This is a genomic window from Streptomyces sp. NPDC052079 (genome assembly GCF_040680275.1).
Taxonomy (GTDB): domain Bacteria; phylum Actinomycetota; class Actinomycetes; order Streptomycetales; family Streptomycetaceae; genus Streptomyces.
Genome location: NZ_JBFAWL010000028.1, coordinates 19551 through 34567, shown reverse-complemented (window position 1 = coordinate 34567; position 15017 = coordinate 19551). Strand labels below are relative to the sequence as shown.

Annotated in this window: 17 protein-coding genes and 2 pseudogenes; 6 read left to right on the top strand and 13 right to left on the bottom strand. The window is 70.3% G+C overall.

Translation table 11 applies throughout. From position 1 onward, the window contains the following. Positions 1 to 63 precede the first annotated feature (63 nt). Both AB0L56_RS28370 and AB0L56_RS28365 read right to left on the bottom strand, forming a co-directional pair. Positions 64 to 348: a hypothetical protein gene (locus tag AB0L56_RS28370; RefSeq protein WP_365428110.1), complete on the bottom strand. Its 285-nt coding sequence runs from the start codon at positions 346 to 348 to the stop codon at positions 64 to 66. A 135-nt stretch (positions 349 to 483) separates the two neighbouring features. Continuing rightward, entirely contained in the window at positions 484 to 1362 is an 879-nt protein-coding gene (locus AB0L56_RS28365; RefSeq protein ID WP_365428107.1) for an NAD(P)H-binding protein, read from the bottom strand. A 63-nt stretch (positions 1363 to 1425) separates the two neighbouring features. On the opposite strand from AB0L56_RS28365, the gene AB0L56_RS28360 reads away from it, so the two are divergent. Then, a complete protein-coding gene (locus AB0L56_RS28360) occupies positions 1426 to 2022 on the top strand; it encodes a TetR family transcriptional regulator (protein ID WP_365428104.1) in 597 nt (198 codons plus the stop codon). A gap of 389 nt (positions 2023 to 2411) precedes the next feature. On the opposite strand, the gene AB0L56_RS28355 is transcribed toward AB0L56_RS28360, so the two are convergent. Next, positions 2412 to 2591 carry a hypothetical protein gene (locus AB0L56_RS28355; RefSeq protein ID WP_365428101.1) on the bottom strand — a complete coding sequence of 60 codons (180 nt, stop codon included), beginning with the start codon at positions 2589 to 2591 and terminating at the stop codon, positions 2412 to 2414. Between the two features lie 737 nt (positions 2592 to 3328). On the opposite strand from AB0L56_RS28355, the gene AB0L56_RS28350 reads away from it, so the two are divergent. Then, positions 3329 to 3508: a hypothetical protein gene (locus AB0L56_RS28350; RefSeq protein WP_365428098.1), complete on the top strand. Its 180-nt coding sequence runs from the start codon at positions 3329 to 3331 to the stop codon at positions 3506 to 3508. On the opposite strand, the gene AB0L56_RS28345 is transcribed toward AB0L56_RS28350, so the two are convergent. The 4 genes from AB0L56_RS28345 to AB0L56_RS28330 all read right to left on the bottom strand — a co-directional run bounded on the left by AB0L56_RS28345 (position 3498) and on the right by AB0L56_RS28330 (position 6411). After that, on the bottom strand, positions 3498 to 4319 hold the full coding sequence (locus AB0L56_RS28345; protein WP_365428096.1) for an SDR family NAD(P)-dependent oxidoreductase: 822 nt from the start codon (positions 4317 to 4319) through the stop codon (positions 3498 to 3500). The two genes, AB0L56_RS28350 and AB0L56_RS28345, sit on opposite strands and share 11 nt — an antisense overlap. Positions 4320 to 4451: 132 nt before the next feature. After that, positions 4452 to 5321, bottom strand: a complete 870-nt coding sequence (locus AB0L56_RS28340; RefSeq protein ID WP_365428093.1) for an AraC family transcriptional regulator — start codon at positions 5319 to 5321, stop codon at positions 4452 to 4454. A gap of 74 nt (positions 5322 to 5395) precedes the next feature. Then, positions 5396 to 5803, bottom strand: a complete 408-nt coding sequence (locus tag AB0L56_RS28335; RefSeq protein ID WP_365428090.1) for a DUF6069 family protein — start codon at positions 5801 to 5803, stop codon at positions 5396 to 5398. Further along, a complete protein-coding gene (locus tag AB0L56_RS28330) occupies positions 5800 to 6411 on the bottom strand; it encodes a TetR/AcrR family transcriptional regulator (RefSeq protein ID WP_365428087.1) in 612 nt (203 codons plus the stop codon). Before AB0L56_RS28330 ends, AB0L56_RS28335 begins: the two co-directional genes overlap by 4 nt. A 179-nt stretch (positions 6412 to 6590) precedes the next feature. On the opposite strand from AB0L56_RS28330, the gene AB0L56_RS28325 reads away from it, so the two are divergent. Continuing rightward, positions 6591 to 7286: a glycerophosphodiester phosphodiesterase family protein gene (locus AB0L56_RS28325; protein ID WP_365428084.1), complete on the top strand. Its 696-nt coding sequence runs from the start codon at positions 6591 to 6593 to the stop codon at positions 7284 to 7286. Positions 7287 to 7354: 68 nt separating this feature from the next. On the opposite strand, the gene AB0L56_RS28320 is transcribed toward AB0L56_RS28325, so the two are convergent. From AB0L56_RS28320 to AB0L56_RS28295, 6 genes are all read right to left on the bottom strand, one after another. Continuing rightward, positions 7355 to 7732: a fic family toxin-antitoxin system, toxin component gene (locus AB0L56_RS28320; protein WP_365428081.1), complete on the bottom strand. Its 378-nt coding sequence runs from the start codon at positions 7730 to 7732 to the stop codon at positions 7355 to 7357. Then, on the bottom strand, positions 7732 to 7977 hold the full coding sequence (locus AB0L56_RS28315; RefSeq protein ID WP_365428078.1) for a hypothetical protein: 246 nt from the start codon (positions 7975 to 7977) through the stop codon (positions 7732 to 7734). Before AB0L56_RS28315 ends, AB0L56_RS28320 begins: the two co-directional genes overlap by 1 nt. 43 nt (positions 7978 to 8020) lie before the next feature. Continuing rightward, entirely contained in the window at positions 8021 to 8995 is a 975-nt protein-coding gene (locus AB0L56_RS28310; protein WP_365428075.1) for a GNAT family N-acetyltransferase, read from the bottom strand. Positions 8996 to 9149: 154 nt separating this feature from the next. Next, positions 9150 to 10874, bottom strand: a complete 1725-nt coding sequence (locus tag AB0L56_RS28305; RefSeq protein WP_365428072.1) for an acyl-CoA dehydrogenase family protein — start codon at positions 10872 to 10874, stop codon at positions 9150 to 9152. A gap of 86 nt (positions 10875 to 10960) precedes the next feature. After that, the gene (locus tag AB0L56_RS28300) at positions 10961 to 11518 is read right to left on the bottom strand and encodes a PadR family transcriptional regulator (protein WP_365428069.1); all 558 of its coding nucleotides are present in this window, start codon (positions 11516 to 11518) and stop codon (positions 10961 to 10963) included. 139 nt (positions 11519 to 11657) lie between these two features. Beyond that, positions 11658 to 12185 (bottom strand): TetR/AcrR family transcriptional regulator, encoded by a 528-nt coding sequence (locus tag AB0L56_RS28295; protein ID WP_365428186.1) that lies wholly within the window; start codon positions 12183 to 12185, stop codon positions 11658 to 11660. A gap of 39 nt (positions 12186 to 12224) precedes the next feature. Here AB0L56_RS28295 and AB0L56_RS28290 point away from each other — a divergent pair. From AB0L56_RS28290 to AB0L56_RS28280, 3 genes and pseudogenes are all read left to right on the top strand, one after another. Then, positions 12225 to 12530 (top strand): annotated as a pseudogene (locus tag AB0L56_RS28290) (DUF1772 domain-containing protein); the annotation flags it as partial. A 245-nt stretch (positions 12531 to 12775) separates the two neighbouring features. Beyond that, positions 12776 to 13204, top strand: a pseudogene (locus AB0L56_RS28285) (hypothetical protein); the annotation flags it as partial. Between the two features lie 1231 nt (positions 13205 to 14435). Continuing rightward, on the top strand, positions 14436 to 14984 hold the full coding sequence (locus tag AB0L56_RS28280; RefSeq protein ID WP_365428183.1) for a hypothetical protein: 549 nt from the start codon (positions 14436 to 14438) through the stop codon (positions 14982 to 14984). Positions 14985 to 15017 lie beyond the last annotated feature (33 nt).

Below are 15017 nucleotides of genomic sequence, written 5' to 3'. Positions count from 1 at the left end.
GTGCGGTCAGGAGAGAAGGATCGCCGACCCCGGATCAGCGCCGGGCGCAGTGGCAGAGCGCCGTCACGCAGAGGCCACCACCTCGCCGGCCATCACTTGGGGAGGGTTGGGAAGCAGTGACGCGAGGTTGTCCCGCACGAAGTCCGCGGCCCTGGAGATCGATTCTTCGGCGCCTGCCTGGTCCTGGAACACGCTGGTCGAGACCATCACGCCGTCTCCGGCATCGATCCAGTAGTAGGCCACGAAGCCGGAGACCTGGCGCATGAGCGGCACGAAGCCCTCGCTCACGAGACGCGCGGCCTCGGCGGCATCCGTCACGCCGTCGTACCGCCGGACTGCTGCGTACATCCTCATGCTCCTCACGGTGTTTCCGGGTCACCCTCTGCCGAGACGTCGTACCCCGGCGTCGGCTGCCCGGCTCGTCAGGCGCCGGGGAATCACCTGAAGGGCCACCTGGAATGATCCGAACGGCGGCTGACGACGTCACACAGCCTTCGTGAACTCGGCGGCATGGTCAGCGGCCCACTGGCGGAGTGTGCGAGGAGCCGTTCCGAGGAGGTCGGCCACCGTCGTGGTGACGTACGCCGGTTGTCCGACCGCGGCGTTCCACGCGGCCAGCAGCATGTCGACGACGGAGCTCGGCGCTGCGCCCCTCGACAGGCTGCGGAACTCGTCCGGCGTCATCTCCTCGAATGCGATCCTGCGCCCCAGGGCGTCACCGATGACTTCGACCTGTGCGGCCTGGGTCAGCGACTGGGGGCCCGTCAGGACGTAGTCGCCTCCGGCATGTCCTTCTCCGTACAGCGTCAGCGCCGCGACGGCTGCGACGTCGCGGTCGTCGACCGGTGCCGTCTCCGCAGCACCGTAGGGCCACCGGACGACCTCGCCCGCCCTGATCGCGGGCGCCCACCAGGCCAATGCGTTCGACGCGAGCATTCCCGGCCGGATGATCGTCCGCTCCATCGCGGTGGCGGCGATGAGCCGCTCGATGTCGGCGTGCAGCTCTGCCATGGGGTTGGGCTGCTGGAAGAAAGGGTGTGGTGTCCGGTGCGGGGAGGAGAGGAAGACCACTCGCCGCACATGGGCCGCCAGCCGCTCGACGACTGCGGCGGCGGTCCGAGGTGGGGCGGTCCAGACGAGGAAGACCGCGCCGGCGCCCTTCAATGCCGGTTCGAGTGACTCGGGCACGGTGAGGTCGCCGGTGAAGACGTCGACGTTGGGCGGCAGTGTCGTCGCCGCCGCGGAGCGGTGGGTGAGGGCGCGGACCGGCACGCCTGCGTCGAGGAGCCGGTCGACGACGTGGCGGCCGATCCGGCCCGTCGCTCCGGTGACGAGCACGGGAGGGATGTCTGTCGGATCCATGCCGCTCATGAAAACGTTACCGGGTCAAAAAAGCAACTCGGTCATGAATGTTACTGTGGTGCGGTGAACGAGCCGACGGGACTGCGGGCCCGCAAGAAGCAGCGGACGCGCGACGCCATCGCCGACGCGGCCGTCTCGCTGTTCCTGGAGCGCGGCTTCGACCGGGTCTCGGTCAACGACATCGCCGCGGCGGCCGACGTCTCCAAGCCCACCCTCTTCCGGTACTTCCCCACCAAGGAAGACCTGGTGCTGCACCGCTTCACGGACCATCTCGGCGAGGCGGCACGCGTCGTACGGGACCGCACCCCGGACGTCGATCCAGTGACCGCGCTGCACCGGCACTTCCTGGCCGGCCTCGATCGGTACGACCCCGTCACCGGCCTCAATGACCACCCCGAGGTGGTGGCGTTCCATCGCCTGGTGTTCAGCACCCCGAGCCTGGAGGGACGGCTCGCGCGGTACCAGATCGAGGACGAGGAGGCACTCGCGGACGCCTTCGGCGAAGGCATCCGGGCCCGCCTGCGGGCCGCCCAGGTGCTGGCGGTCCAGCGGGTACTCGCCAGGGCCAACTGGCAGAAGATCGCCGACGGCCGGACCGCCCGCGACGTCCACCCCGAGGCCGTAGCCAACGCCGACCACGCGTTCGGTCAACTGCGGTGACAGGCGACGCTCCGGACCACTGAGGCTGTTCACTCAGAGCACCAGGTCATGGTGGTGCACCGGCCCGAGGGGGCGGGCGCAGGACTTCCGAGCACAACGCTTTTCCAATTCGCGCGCCGCAATCACCTGAACGTCCAGACGGAACCGCGCACGTATACGCGCCTTTTACGCACACCGGACACCTATGCGCGCGACGTCGACGGGAGGAGCATGACGGTCGCACAAGCCATGAAACATCGATCAGCGGATATATCGCGCTGACCGGTCCCAAAGGACGACAAGGGGGGAATCGTGGCTGCAGGAACCTACCGTGTGGCGATCAACGGCTTCGCCTGTGTGAGTGAGACCTGGGACGACGCGCTGAACTGAGACGGTCAACACGACGAGGTCTACTTCCGGACGCTCACGAAGGTGGTGAGCAAGGACGGCTCCATCGTGGCCACCTCTGACGACTCCAGCATGACCATGGGCGACGTCCGAGGATGGGCCTGCCGGCTCCAGGTCGGGAGCGCATCGGACTGGCTCGCGTCCAGGACCGGCGGCATCGTCAGCGGTAACTCGTTCCCCACCCGCACACCGCATATCCGCCACGGTGACCTCCGCGTCAAGGAAGAGACCGACCCGCGACGTTACCCGCCGTACAAGATCTGGCAGGGGGAACTGCGCGACGGCGACGACACCTTGGTCTTCCTGACCCCGACCCTTTGGGAGTGGGATCCGGGGCAGGGTGCGATCGACGGCTGGATCACCTGGCAGAAGAACGTGGACACCCAGTTCGGGGCGCGCGCCAAGGACATCTTCGGCGGCATCTGGCCGGTGGCGAGGCCCGTCTTCGACGCGGTGTCGCTCGGGATCCAGACCTTCGCCACACTCGCCGGGCTGTGGTCACCCTTCGGTCGTTCGATGCAGCGGCCGATCGGACTGCAACGCGACCCGAACCAGCCCGACGGGGCATTGTTCAACCCCACCGTTCTGGCGCTGACGTACGCCACCGCGGAGTACCTGGTGTCGCACGACATCAGTGGTCTCGGCAACGGCATCATCGCCATCCGGTGCGAGGACGACCCGTCGCTGCGGGGGCACTATGTGTGCTGCGTGCAGGTCGACAAACTCGGCGGGGGCCATGAGTTCCCGGACGGCAGCGTCGTCCGGGAGGAGCCGAAACCCGAGGTCTATGTCATCTACGGCGGGGCGAAATTCTGGGTTCCCGATCCGGCCACGCTCTTCCGGCTCTACGGCGGGTGGGCGTCCGTGCGGGTGGTGCCCGACGGGACGCCGGCCGCCGCGGGCACCACCGACACCGCCGGTGGACGGAACCCTGCTGAAGGAGGAACACGCACCGGCCGTGTGGCGGATGGAGAACCGGACACGACGCTGGGTGGTGAGCCCCATGGTCCTGGCCCGCTACGGCGGATGGGCCGCGGTGCGGACCGTACCCGACAACGCGCTCGCGCGGATCCCTACCGGTGCTCCCCTCACCGGTTGACGCGCCGGTTCCGGGGACCGGCGTTCTTGCCGGTTCCCGGTTCCGCCAGTTTCCGGTGGGCCGCCGCCTTGACGCCGTCCGGCAGCACCCTCCCCGCCGCGCCGAGTGCCTTGGCCTTCAGCGACCCGGTGACGGCCTTCTTCTCGCCCTTCATGATCGCGGTGAACGCCTGCTCGGCGACCTGTGCGGGATCGTCCTTCTTCGAGGTGCCCAGCCGGGTGTTCTCCGCCATTCCCGCCCTGCGGAAGAAGTCCGTTTCCGTCATGCCAGGCATGACCGACGTGATCGTCACCCCGGTGTCCCGGACCTCTTCCCGCAGCGCCTCGGCGAACGACTGCACGAATGACTTCGAGGCGTTGTAAACGGCATGGAAGGGGCCGGGCATCATCGCGGCGATGGACGAGGTGAAGGCGATCCTGCCCGCGCCGCGCGCCACCATGGCGCGCAGCAGCGGCTTGGCCAGCCGGACGGTCGCGGTGATGTTCAGGTCGATGACCGCCTGGTCGTCGGCCGGGTCGGTGTCCACGAAGGCCCCGCCCCGGCCGACCCCCGCGTTGAGGGCGGCGACGTCGACGTCGAGTCCGTCGACCGCTGCGAGCAGCTCTTCCACGCCCTCACGGGTCCGGAGATCGGCACGGACCGGCCGTACCCGGGCGCCCGTCTCCCGCAAGCTGCGGGCAGCGGCATCCAGCCGTTCGTCCTCGGCGTTGATCACGAGGTCGTAGCCGTGCTCGGCGAACTGCCGGGCCAGTTGGTATCCGATTCCGGTGGAAGCACCGGTGATCAGGGCGAGGGGCCGCATGTCATTCATGCCGCCCGGGTAACCGGCCCGCGCATGGTCACGCCCGGCCGGCAGCAAGGGCAGCGGTCGCCGTGTGCCTCCCCGCGTCGCCAGAGTCCGGGCGGTGAGAGGGACGGGGCGATGGGCGCCCCGCGCTCTGCGTCACGCCTCTTCCACGGGCAGCCAGAGCTCGCATGTCGCGGTGCTGAAGTCGTCCGCGCGCTCGAGGACCGCGACGATCGAGGGGCCGGGGCGCAGTCGCCACGGGTTGGAGGGGAACCACTCGGTCGCGGTGGCGGCCCAGGTGGTCTGCAGGGCCTGCGGATGCGGACCGGCGGTGCGGAAGACCGCCCACTTGCCGGCCGGTACCTCGATGGCGTCGAGGCCGTCGGGGGCCGGCGCGGGCCGGGAGACGGCGACCCCGTGCAGATAGGTCAGTTCGCTGCCTTCCGTGCCGTCGGCGTCGACGTCGTCGCACACCTGTAGCAGGCCCCCCGGTTCGGTGTCGCCGAGGGCCTTCAGTCGGACATGTTCCTCTTGTGGCAGTGCGGCGATGTGCTGCTGGATGTGCGGGTTGACGCCATGATGAATGAGCGGAACCCGGGTTGCGTGGCCGACGAGCCGGAACGCGGGGCGGTCGGTGAGGCGGGTGTCCATGGGGATGCTCCCTTCGACGGTCAGGTGGAACCTGAGCCGCGGTTGTGTGCGCAGGGGGCCTCCGTCTCGGCGTACGTCACTCGGCCCGGCGCCGTGGACCGCGCGGAACGCACGCCCGAATGCCTCGGTCGAGCTGTATCCGTGCCGGACGGCGATGCTCAGCAGATCGTCCTCACCCCGGACCACGTCGGCGGCGGCGACCGTCATGCGGCGCCGGCGCACGTACTCCGAGAGCGGCATGCCCGCCAACGACGAGAACATCCGGCGCAGATGGTATTCGGTCGTACCGAGCTCCGCCGCCAGTCCGCGGACGTCGAGCTCCTCGGCGAGGTACTTCTCGACGAGATCGACAAGCCGGTTCAGTGCCGAGATCACGAGCCCCCTCCTTTCGATGACCAACCCTGCCTGGCCGGACCCCGCCCCGACCCGACCGCTGCGATCCGATTCGATCATGTGTCCGGACGGCTTGCGGAGTCGGTGGGCTTTCCGGGCAGCCCGGGGATCAGTACGGCCGCCACCGCCAGGTGCATCAGGGCGAGGGAGACGCGGGTGCCGCCGTCCATGCCGTCGCCGGTGAACGGCAGGAAGGAGAAGGCCAGTACGGCGCCGGCCGTCACGGTCCAGACCGCGCGGGCGCGGCGCGCCGCGAATCGCTCGAAGGCCGCCAGCAGTCCCCAGCCGGCCAGCGACGCGAGCAGTGCGACGAACGCTACGGCCCCGGCGCCGATCTCGAGCGACTGCTCGCCGTCGGCGATGCGCACGCGGTGCCCCAGGAGGGGGTCCGTGACCAGCCACACCAGGACGGGGGTCAGGACGGCAAGGGCCGTGACCCGCAGGCGCCTTGTGCGCGCACTCACTCGGCGCCTCCCGAAAGCGCCCCGTGCAGGAAGACCTCCACCAGCTCCGGTGCGGTCAGGTCGGGTTCGTCGTCCGTGCGCGGCTGGGCGAAGAGCAGCCCGAAGAAGAGGGCCGCGATCTGCTCCGGTGGCCGGCGCAGCGCGGTCCTGTCGGGTTCCAGCAGCTCCGCGAGGGCGGCGCGGATGCGGGTCGTCGACTCGTGGCGGCCCGCGCCGCGTACCGTGCCGGGGTGCTTGCCGCCGCGGTGCCCCAGCGCGCCGATAATCGCGCCCATCCTGGACATGTGCGCCTGCAGTGCCTCGGCCGCCTCCGCGAGCCGGTCGGCCAGCGGCTGCGACATGTCGATCGCGTCGAGCTCGCGGACGGCGTCGTCGGGAGAGAGCGCCTTGGCCACGCAGGCCTGGAGCAGCTCGTCCTTGTCGGCGAAGACCCGGAAGATCGTTCCTTCGCCGATGCCGGCGGCGCGGGCGATCTTCGCCGTCGTCACCGCGGCACCGTACTCGGCGATCAGCGGAATCGCGGTCTGGATGATCATCTCGCGGCGCTGCTCAGGCGACATGCCGGGGGCGCGGCGGCGGGTGGTCCGACTCTCCTTGGGTGCTGTCATGAGGCCGAGAGTACGGAGTGAGTACTCACTCCGTCAATAGTGAGCACTCACTCCGGTGATTGCGTGGTTCGGCGGGTCGGAGCTCGGGCAGACGGGCCCGATAGGCTTGATCGTTCCAGCGACAGGGGCAGGCCCTCGTGCGGCTGCCCCGGACCACCCCACTCAAGGACGGCAACCGAGTGTCTTTCTTCACCATCGGCCACCGCGGTGTCATGGCCGCCGAGCCGGAGAACACCCTGCGCTCCTTCCTGCGGGCCGAACGCGAAGGGCTGGACGGCATCGAACTGGACCTGCACCTGAGCAAGGACGGCGAACTGGTCGTCATGCACGACGAGACCCTGGACCGTACGACGGACGGCTCGGGACCGATCGCGGAGCAGGAGCTGAAGCAGCTCAAGCGGCTCGATGCCGGCCGCGGAGAGCGCATCCCCACGTTCGGTGAGGTGCTGGACGCCGTCGGGCCGAACCTGCCGATCCAGGCAGAGATCAAGGACGTGGCCGCCGCACGGTCGCTCGCCAAGGTGCTCACCGAACGCCAGCTGCTGGGCCGTGTTTCCGTGCTGTCCTTCCACGAGTCGGCGCTGATCGAGATCCACGACCTGCTGCCGGAGGCCCGCACCGTGCTGGTCGCAGGCGCCAGCGCACACCGCGATACGTTCGTCGGCCGTGCGCAGAAGGCCGGTGCGAGCCTGGTCAGCGTGGACTTGCGGCAGCTGAACCGGGCCATCGTGGACAAGTGCGCCGCGGCCGGCATCGACGTCATGGCCTGGACCGTCAACGACGAGCGCGACCTGGCACTCGCCCGGGCCCTCGGCCTGGTGGGCTGCGTGACCGACGAGCCCGGCATGAAGGGACTGGTCGAAGCAACCCTCTGACGCCGGCGCCGGCAGCCACGGCGCGGGACGTCCGGCCGAGTTGCCGCGTCCGCGGTCGCCGCCTGTGCTCAGGTCGCCGTGGGCCAGGTGCGCAGCAGGGCGGCGATCTTCCCGGCGGTGCAGGCCGGGTCGAGGAGCAGGTCCTTGAGGGCGATGGCGTCTTCGCGGGTGGGTTTGACGGTGATCCCCGCGGCCTCGAGGTACATGACGCCCGTCGCCGCGGCGACGGCCATGTTGGAGCGTTCCAGCCAGCGGCAGCGCCCCAGGGTGTGCACCAGCGCGGCGGCCTTGGCGTAGGGGCCGTCGTAGACGGGCTGCTCGAACAGTTCGGCCTGGTGGCGGGCGACCGCGGAGACGGGGACGCCGTAGTCGTCGGGGGCCGGGTCGTTCACTCCGGCGGCTTCGGCGACCTGCAGGATCCAAGGGACGTCGATGTGCAGAGGCATCAGGCGGCGCGCGCTCCCCGGCCCGACTTCCGCGGCTGAGCTTCCTCGGCCTCGTCGAAGACCGTCTGGTGCTCCGCGAGGAATCGGGCGGCGGCGTCCACGGCGCGGGCACGCAGGCCGCTGGCGTCGTCCTGCACCAGGCGGGCGAGGTAGTCGCCGATACTCACTCCCAGGTCGGCGGCGCGCTTCTTCGCGAGTTCCGCGATGTCCTCGTCCACGCGCGCGCCCAGTTGTGTCTTCGCCATACCCACATGGTAACAGCCGTTACCGATTGGCATAGGGCTCGGCTCAGCGCCAGTCATCGATCACGTAGGCGTCCGGGTGGCTGTAGCCCGGTTCATTGGGCCTGTGCATGGTCACGCCTTGCAGCCAGGTACGGAAACCATGGTCGGCCATGCGCCGGTAGGCATCCTGACGGGCCAGGTTCATTCCGGCGTCCAGTTGCCCCAGCCCCTTCTCGGCGGCCAGTTGCTCGCACGCGTTCAGCAGCCGCTCGAACCGGTCCGCTGCGTCGGGGCCGGGGCGTACGGCGCCGAATTTGACGAAGCACACGTCGTCACCGGCCTCCGACCCCGGTCCGCAGTGGCAGACAGCCAGACCGTCGAGGTCGGAGCCGGCGCCCTCGAGGAGGATGGTGTCGCCGAGTCCCTGCTCCTGTGTGGCCACGATCTCGCGTTCCAAGGTCAGGTCCTCGTACACGGCCCCCGTCAGAGCGGTGCTGCGACTCAGCGCGTCGGGCCGCTCGGCGTCGGTGAGCTCGCCGAACAGGGCTCGGCCGGGGGCTGCGGAACCGCCTGCGACCTGCTTCTTCATGATGGCTGTCAGGAAGCGGGGCCAGAAGCCGTACCGGCGGTAGAGCTCGAGGTGCTTGGGACTGTGCGAGAAGGTGAACAGGCCGAGGTGGCGGTTCTGCCAGGTGTCGAAGCAGGCCATGACCGGTTCCATGAGCCGTCTGCCGATGCCCTGGTCCCACAGATCCGGACGCACGGTCAGCGGGCCGAAGAACCCGACGCTGCCCCAGTCGGCGGCGAAGTTCGATCCGACGACGTCGCCCTCGACGGTCGCCGCGAAGGCGGCGTGCGGATCCGCCGCCCAGCGGGTACGTACATAGTCGGCGCTCCCGAAGAACCTCTCCGGCTCAGGGACCCGGAGGAAGGTGCCGAAGGCGACCCTGAATATCTCGTCGGCCCGATCCAGGTCCGGCTCCACCAGCGGGCGGACCGACACCGGGGCAGCGGCACTCGTACGCATCGCTGCGGACATGATCGCGCTCCTTCCGCCCCCGGTTCCATCGCACCACGGACGGGGTCCGCGGGCGAAGCGAGAGGTCCGTCGAGCGGTCCGGCGAGATCTCGAGGGTCGAGCGGCCTCGGTGCCGTCGGCCGCCCGGGGCCCCGGGGCCGCGTTCTCACTCGCCTCAGGGCATCATCTCGTACGCCCCCGACAACCCCTCGACACGCTGCCAGACGCGCTCGGAACGTGCCGCGTCGACGACCGGGCGCCGGACCGCGTCGAGTGCCCACCGCTGCTGCTCCTCGGTGGCGGAGTCCTTGCCATGCAGCTCGACGGCGTGGGCGGAGAAGTCCCGTACGAGGACGGCGAACAGCTCGTCGAGCACGTCCTCGTCGAGGCCCGAAAGGGCCGCCTGCTCCAGGACCAGCTGGCCGTGGACGACGAGCGCGAAGAGTTGGCCGACGGCGAGGAGGAGGTCCAGGTCGCGGCTCTGCTCCTGGTCGGGAGCGGCCGTGCGGACGAAATCGCAGAGCGCGTCGGCCTGTTCGCGGAAACGTGCGACGTTGGGCAGGTGGGCGTACGTGTCGTAGGCCGGTCGCCAGTCGTGGAAGCGGACGGAGCCGAGCCCGCGGGCCGGGCCCTGGCGGAAGAGGAAGTCGTCGTCGGCCGCGTCGAGACGGGTGGGGACGGGCTCGTAGGCGGCCGGGGCGAGCAGGTGGTTGCGCATGAACTTGAGGATCAGCGCCAGGTTGACGTGGACGGTGCCCTCCAGCTTCGGCAGGCCGCGGATCTCGACGGCCGCCTGGGCGAAGTAGTTGTCCTTCTCGAAGCCCTTGGCGGCGATGACGTCCCACATCAGGTCGATGACCTTCTCGCCCTCGGTGGTCACCTTCATCTTCGTCATCGGGTTGAAGAGGAGGTAGCGGCGGTCGTCGGGGCCCGCGGTGCGGAAGTAGTCCACGGCGCGGTCGCTGAACAGCTTCATGCCGACGAGCCGCACGTAGGCGTCGGTCAACTCGCGTCGTACGTGCGGGAAAGCGGTGACGGGGCGGCCGTAAAGGATGCGGTTCTGCGCGTGGGTGACGGCCTCGTACATCGCGTGCTCGCAGATGCCGATCGAGGCGGTGCACAGGTTGAACTTGCCCACGTTGACGGTGTTGAGGGCGGCGTCGAAGGCGGCGCGGCCGGTGTGCAGGACGTCCTCCGGGGCCACGGGGTAGTTCTCGAGGCGGAACTCGCTGACGTACTTGGAGGAGTCGACGACGTTCTTGACCAGGTGGTACGCGGGGTGGCGGCTGTCGGCGGCGAAGAAGACGTAGCCGTCGGGGCCCTCGACGTCGGTGCGGCGGCCGAAGACGGAGACGAGGCCCGCCGCATTGCCGTTGCCGATGTAGTACTTGGAGCCGGTGGCGCGGAAGCCGCCCGTGCCGTCGGGCTCCAGGAGCATGTCGGTGGAGTAGATGTCGGCGCCGTGGGCCTTTTCGGAGAGGCCGAAGGCGAACACCTCGCCCTGGGTGAGGAGTTCGGCGGCGCGGGCGCGGGCGGCGGGGTTGTCGCTCTGCCAGACGGGGCCCAGGCCGAGGATGGTGACCTGCCAGGCGTACCAGTAGTCGAGGCCGTAGAAGCCGAGGATCTCGTTGAGGGCGGCGATACGGGCGGTGTCCCACCGCTTGTCGTCCTCGCCGTCGGCGGCTGCGGAGGCGGGGGTGAGGAAGGTTGCGAACAGCCCCTCCTTCGCGGCGAAGGCGAGGAAGTCGCCGAGCCAGGCGCGCGTTCGGTAGTCCTCGATCAGCCGGCGCCTGCCCCGCTCCTCGAACCAGTCGACGGTCGCGCGCAGCAGCCTGCGGGTCTCCGGGTCGAAGTGCGCGGGGTCGTAGGTGCGCGGGTTGAAGAGCAGCGCGTCGGCCATGAGTGCCGCCTTTCGGCTGGGAGGGGTGAGGGTGAGGGTGAGTGTCCGCGTTCAGGTGCGGATCCCGGGGTGGTCTGCTCGGCCGGTCAGCGACCGGTGTCGAATCGGGCCAGGGTGGCGAGGACATCGTCGAGCCAGGCGATCATCATCCGCTCGTACGCGATGCCGCCGCGCAGTACGGCGTGCTGGAGTTCCCGCTCGGCTTCGAGCGGGCCGTCCGGCGGGGGCTCGCCGAAGTCGCGGGTTTCGCCGGCGAGGTAGTGGGCGAGGCGGTCCGTATGCGCCTGCCGGTGCCGCTCCACCTGGCTGATCAGGGCGGTGGGATCGTCGAAGGCGGCGCCCCGGATCTTCACCGCCAGATCGTGCCGGACGCTTTCGGGCTCGGTGGGTTCGTTCAGCCACGCGGAGAGCGCGTCCCGTCCGCGCCCTGCGACGGAGTACTCCTTCTTGTCCGGGCGCCCGTACTGCGCGATGTCGCGGACCTCGACCCAGCCGTCGCTCTCCATACGCTTGAGCACGCGATAGATCTGCTGGTGGGTGGCGGTCCAGAAGTACCCGATCGACCGCTCGAACCGCCGGGCCAGTTCAAAGCCGGAGCCCGGCTTCTCCAGCAGGGAAACAAGGATCGCGTGCTCGAGCGCCATGCGCACGATCCTGCTATGCACTTTGTTGCATAGCAACGTCAGCGCGGTGAGACACGGCTCACGCGGAACGGGTCAGCGGCCCGGCGGGCGGGTGGCCGGGGGGCTGCAATCCGCTGTGCACCCGCGGAGGTTCGGTGCGTCAGACCGTGGGGAGCCGGTCCACCAGGAGCTTCACCCTGCGCTCGGTGTCCTCCGGCGGCAGACGCCGTGCCCGGGTCAGGGTGGCCAGTCCGTGCAGCGCCGCCCAGAACGTCTCGGTGAACAGTCCCGGGTCGACGCCGTCTCCGGCGACCTCGCCGAGGCTTTCCAGCAGGGCGGCGAAACCATCCTTCAGCGGTTGCGGAGTGTCCTCGTGCGCGAACGCCAGACCGCCGTCGAGCCGGAACAGGGCGTCGTAGACTGCCGGGTTGCGTTCGGCGAAGTCCAGGTAGCTGCGGGCGACAGCGGTGACCCGGGCGCGGGGGCCCTCTGCGGCCGAGGCCGCGGCCCGCAGCGCCGTGGCCATCTCGGTGGCCCCTTCGAGGGCGACGGCGCCGATGATCTCGCGCTTGCCTCGGAAGTGGCTGTAGAGGACGGGCTGGCTGTACTCGATGCGCTCGGCGAGCCGACGGGTGGTGACCGCGTCCCAGCCCTGCTGCTCGGCGAGTTCGCGTGCCGTCGCCACGATGAGGCGTTCGCGTTCCGCCCGTTCGCGCTGCTTGCGCTCCGGATGCTCGGCGCCGTGATGCCGGTCTGGTACATCACCTCGCTCCTCCTCGTCGCGGTTTGGGCCATCGCCGGACGGGACCGCGACGGCACCGGTCTGGTCGTCACCGCCGGCGGGCTGCTGATCCTCAGCGTCGTCATGTCGCTGCTGCTGCTCGTCCCGATCAACAACCGGGGGAAGACCTGGACCCCCGAGAACCGGCCCGCCGACTGGAAGGAGCAGATGAACCGCTGGGACCGCTACCACTATGTCCGCGTCGCGGTCATCATCGCCGCCTTCGCCCTGCTGGCCGCCACCCCGGTCTGAGCCGACGGGACGGCCACCAACCCCGGGACCGCGGCTCTGTCGCACCGGTGGACACGGCCTCGCGGAGTTGTCGGCATGCGGGGGCCGTGTCGTGATAATGGCGGGTCGTGCAGGGCTGTTGGGAGGCGGGAGCAGCTGGTGTCGTTGCGCTATTACATGAACTGTGGGACCGCGCGCTGCAGGCCGAGCCGCGCCACCCTCACGCCACGTACAACCGCGGTCTGCAACGGTGGCGGACGGGCGCGATGACCGACCGGGAGCTGATCGTCGACCTGGAGGCGGTCGTCGCCGGTCCGGGCGGCCGGGAGATCGGCCCTTACCTGTTGGCGCTGGTCCACATCGAGCGCGGCGACCGGGACACTGCCGTACGGCTGCTCGCCGAACTGCCGGACTCCCCCGATGTCGTGGCGGCCCGCGCCGAGGCCGGCCGGCTTCCCCCGGTGCGCCCGCCCGCCGTACTGCAGCGCAGCACCCTGATGCGGCGGCCGGTGTTCGCCGTCAGTGCCGACGGGCGTCTGGCGGTGGTCTCTCACGAGATGCGTGACCTGCGTGTGTGGGACCTCGACACGGTCAGGCCCGTGCGCGTGCTGACCGGTCACGAGGCGCCCGTGGTGTCGGTGGCGATGAGCGCGGACGGCCGGGTCGTGGTCTCCGGCGACGAGAGCGGCCGGATCCTGCTGTGGGACACCGCCGACGGCGACCGCAGACGGCGCTGGGACCTGCCGCCGCACACCGTGGAAGCGGTCGCGGTGAGTGGGGACGGCGGGACGGTGGCGGTGTCCGGGACGAACGGATACGTGCGGCTGCTCGGTGACACCGAGCGTGTGCTCAGTGAGCCGGTCGAGAACAGCGGCGCCCTTGCCTCCTACGGCGCGCTGACGGTCGTCGCCGGTGGGGAGCGGGTGGCGTCCTTCTCCGGGTACGAGTGGGTGCTGCGTCTTTGGGACGCACGCAGCGGCGAGTTGCTGGGCGGCAAGGACGAGCTGGACCGGCGCTTCGCCTTCGGCGCGGGCGGCCGCTACGCCCTGGCGCGCACCTGGCATAGTGCCCTTTGGCTGATCGACCTGACGACCGACTCGGCGCGGGACCTGGGCAGCGCGGCCGCGTGGGGCGACCACCCGGTCGCGGTCAGCGATGACGGCCGAATCGCGCTGTCCGCCTCCGAGTACGGCGTGCAGCAGTGGCTGCTGAAGGACAACCGGTACCTGTCCACGGTTGAGGACGTGACGGCAAGCGAGGCGGCACCGAGCGCGGACGGGCGGGTCGCCCTGCTCAGCATCCCCCAGGGCGAGTCGGTGGGTGTCGTCCGGCCCTGGTGGCCCGGCCCTCCGGCGCCGTGGAGCTACGCACGCCCCGGCGTCACCTCCCAGCTCATCGAGGACGCCCGTACCGCGGACGCCGCACTGGAACGGGCGGCGGCGCTCCTCGACGCCGGGCGTACGGCGGAGGCCTTCGACCGGCTCCAGGCCGTCCGCAACCTGCCCGGCTACCGGCAGCATCCGCGGCTGCTGCCGCTGTGGCGCCGGGCCGGCGCACCCGGCCGCCGCAGCGCCTTCGCGGGGCAATGGCGCGCCCGGACGTTCCAGCGCCTGGTCCGCGGACCGGCCGCGTTCACGCCGGATCTGCGCCATGTGGTCGCGGGTTCCTACTTCGGCGTCGTCACCGTCCACGACCTGCACACCGGCCAGGTCACGCAAGCCGACGAAGGGCACGGCACCGAGGTACGGGAGACGGTGGTCTGCGCCGGCGCCCGGCACGCTCTTACCACGGACGTGCACGGCAACCACCTGATCTGGGACCTGGCGACCGCGCGCAAAGTGGCCGCCGTTCACCGGCCGCACCGCGACGCGTCTGGACCCGCCGAACGGCCCGCTGGCCCTCACCGGCCACACCGACGGGCTCAGCATGCTGTGGGACCGCTCGACACAACGGCCGTTGCACGCCTTCCCCGGCCCGCGCGACCGGGTGGCCACCGTTTCGGGAGACGTTCTGGTGCTGGTGACCGGTCGCGGACACACCGAAGTCCTCGAGATCCGGAACGCGCGGTCGGTGCTCACGGCGCGCCTGCCGTTGTTCGGCGACAGCCTGCACGCCGTGGCGACCCCGGACGGACGCGTCGTCGCCGCCGCACACGGCCCGTTCACCACTCCCGGCGTCGTCTGGCTCTGCCACGCGGACCGACGCGGAGTACGCGAGATCGCGGCCTGCGCCGACACGGTCACCTGCCTCGCGCTGACCCCGGACGGCACGCTGCTGCTGACCGGTGGCCTCGACCACACGGTGCGGCTGTGGGACGTCCGCACCGGCGGCCTGGTGTGCGAGCTGGAAGGCAACACCACGCCGGTGTTCAGCGTGGCGCTGTCCGCGGACGGCTGCCACGCCGCCTCATGCGACAACGTGGGCACCGTGCTGTTCTGGGACCTGGACTGGGAGTACACCCGTCCCCCCGGCTGACCCAACTGCGGCCGGCAAGGGGGTGCGTCAGCT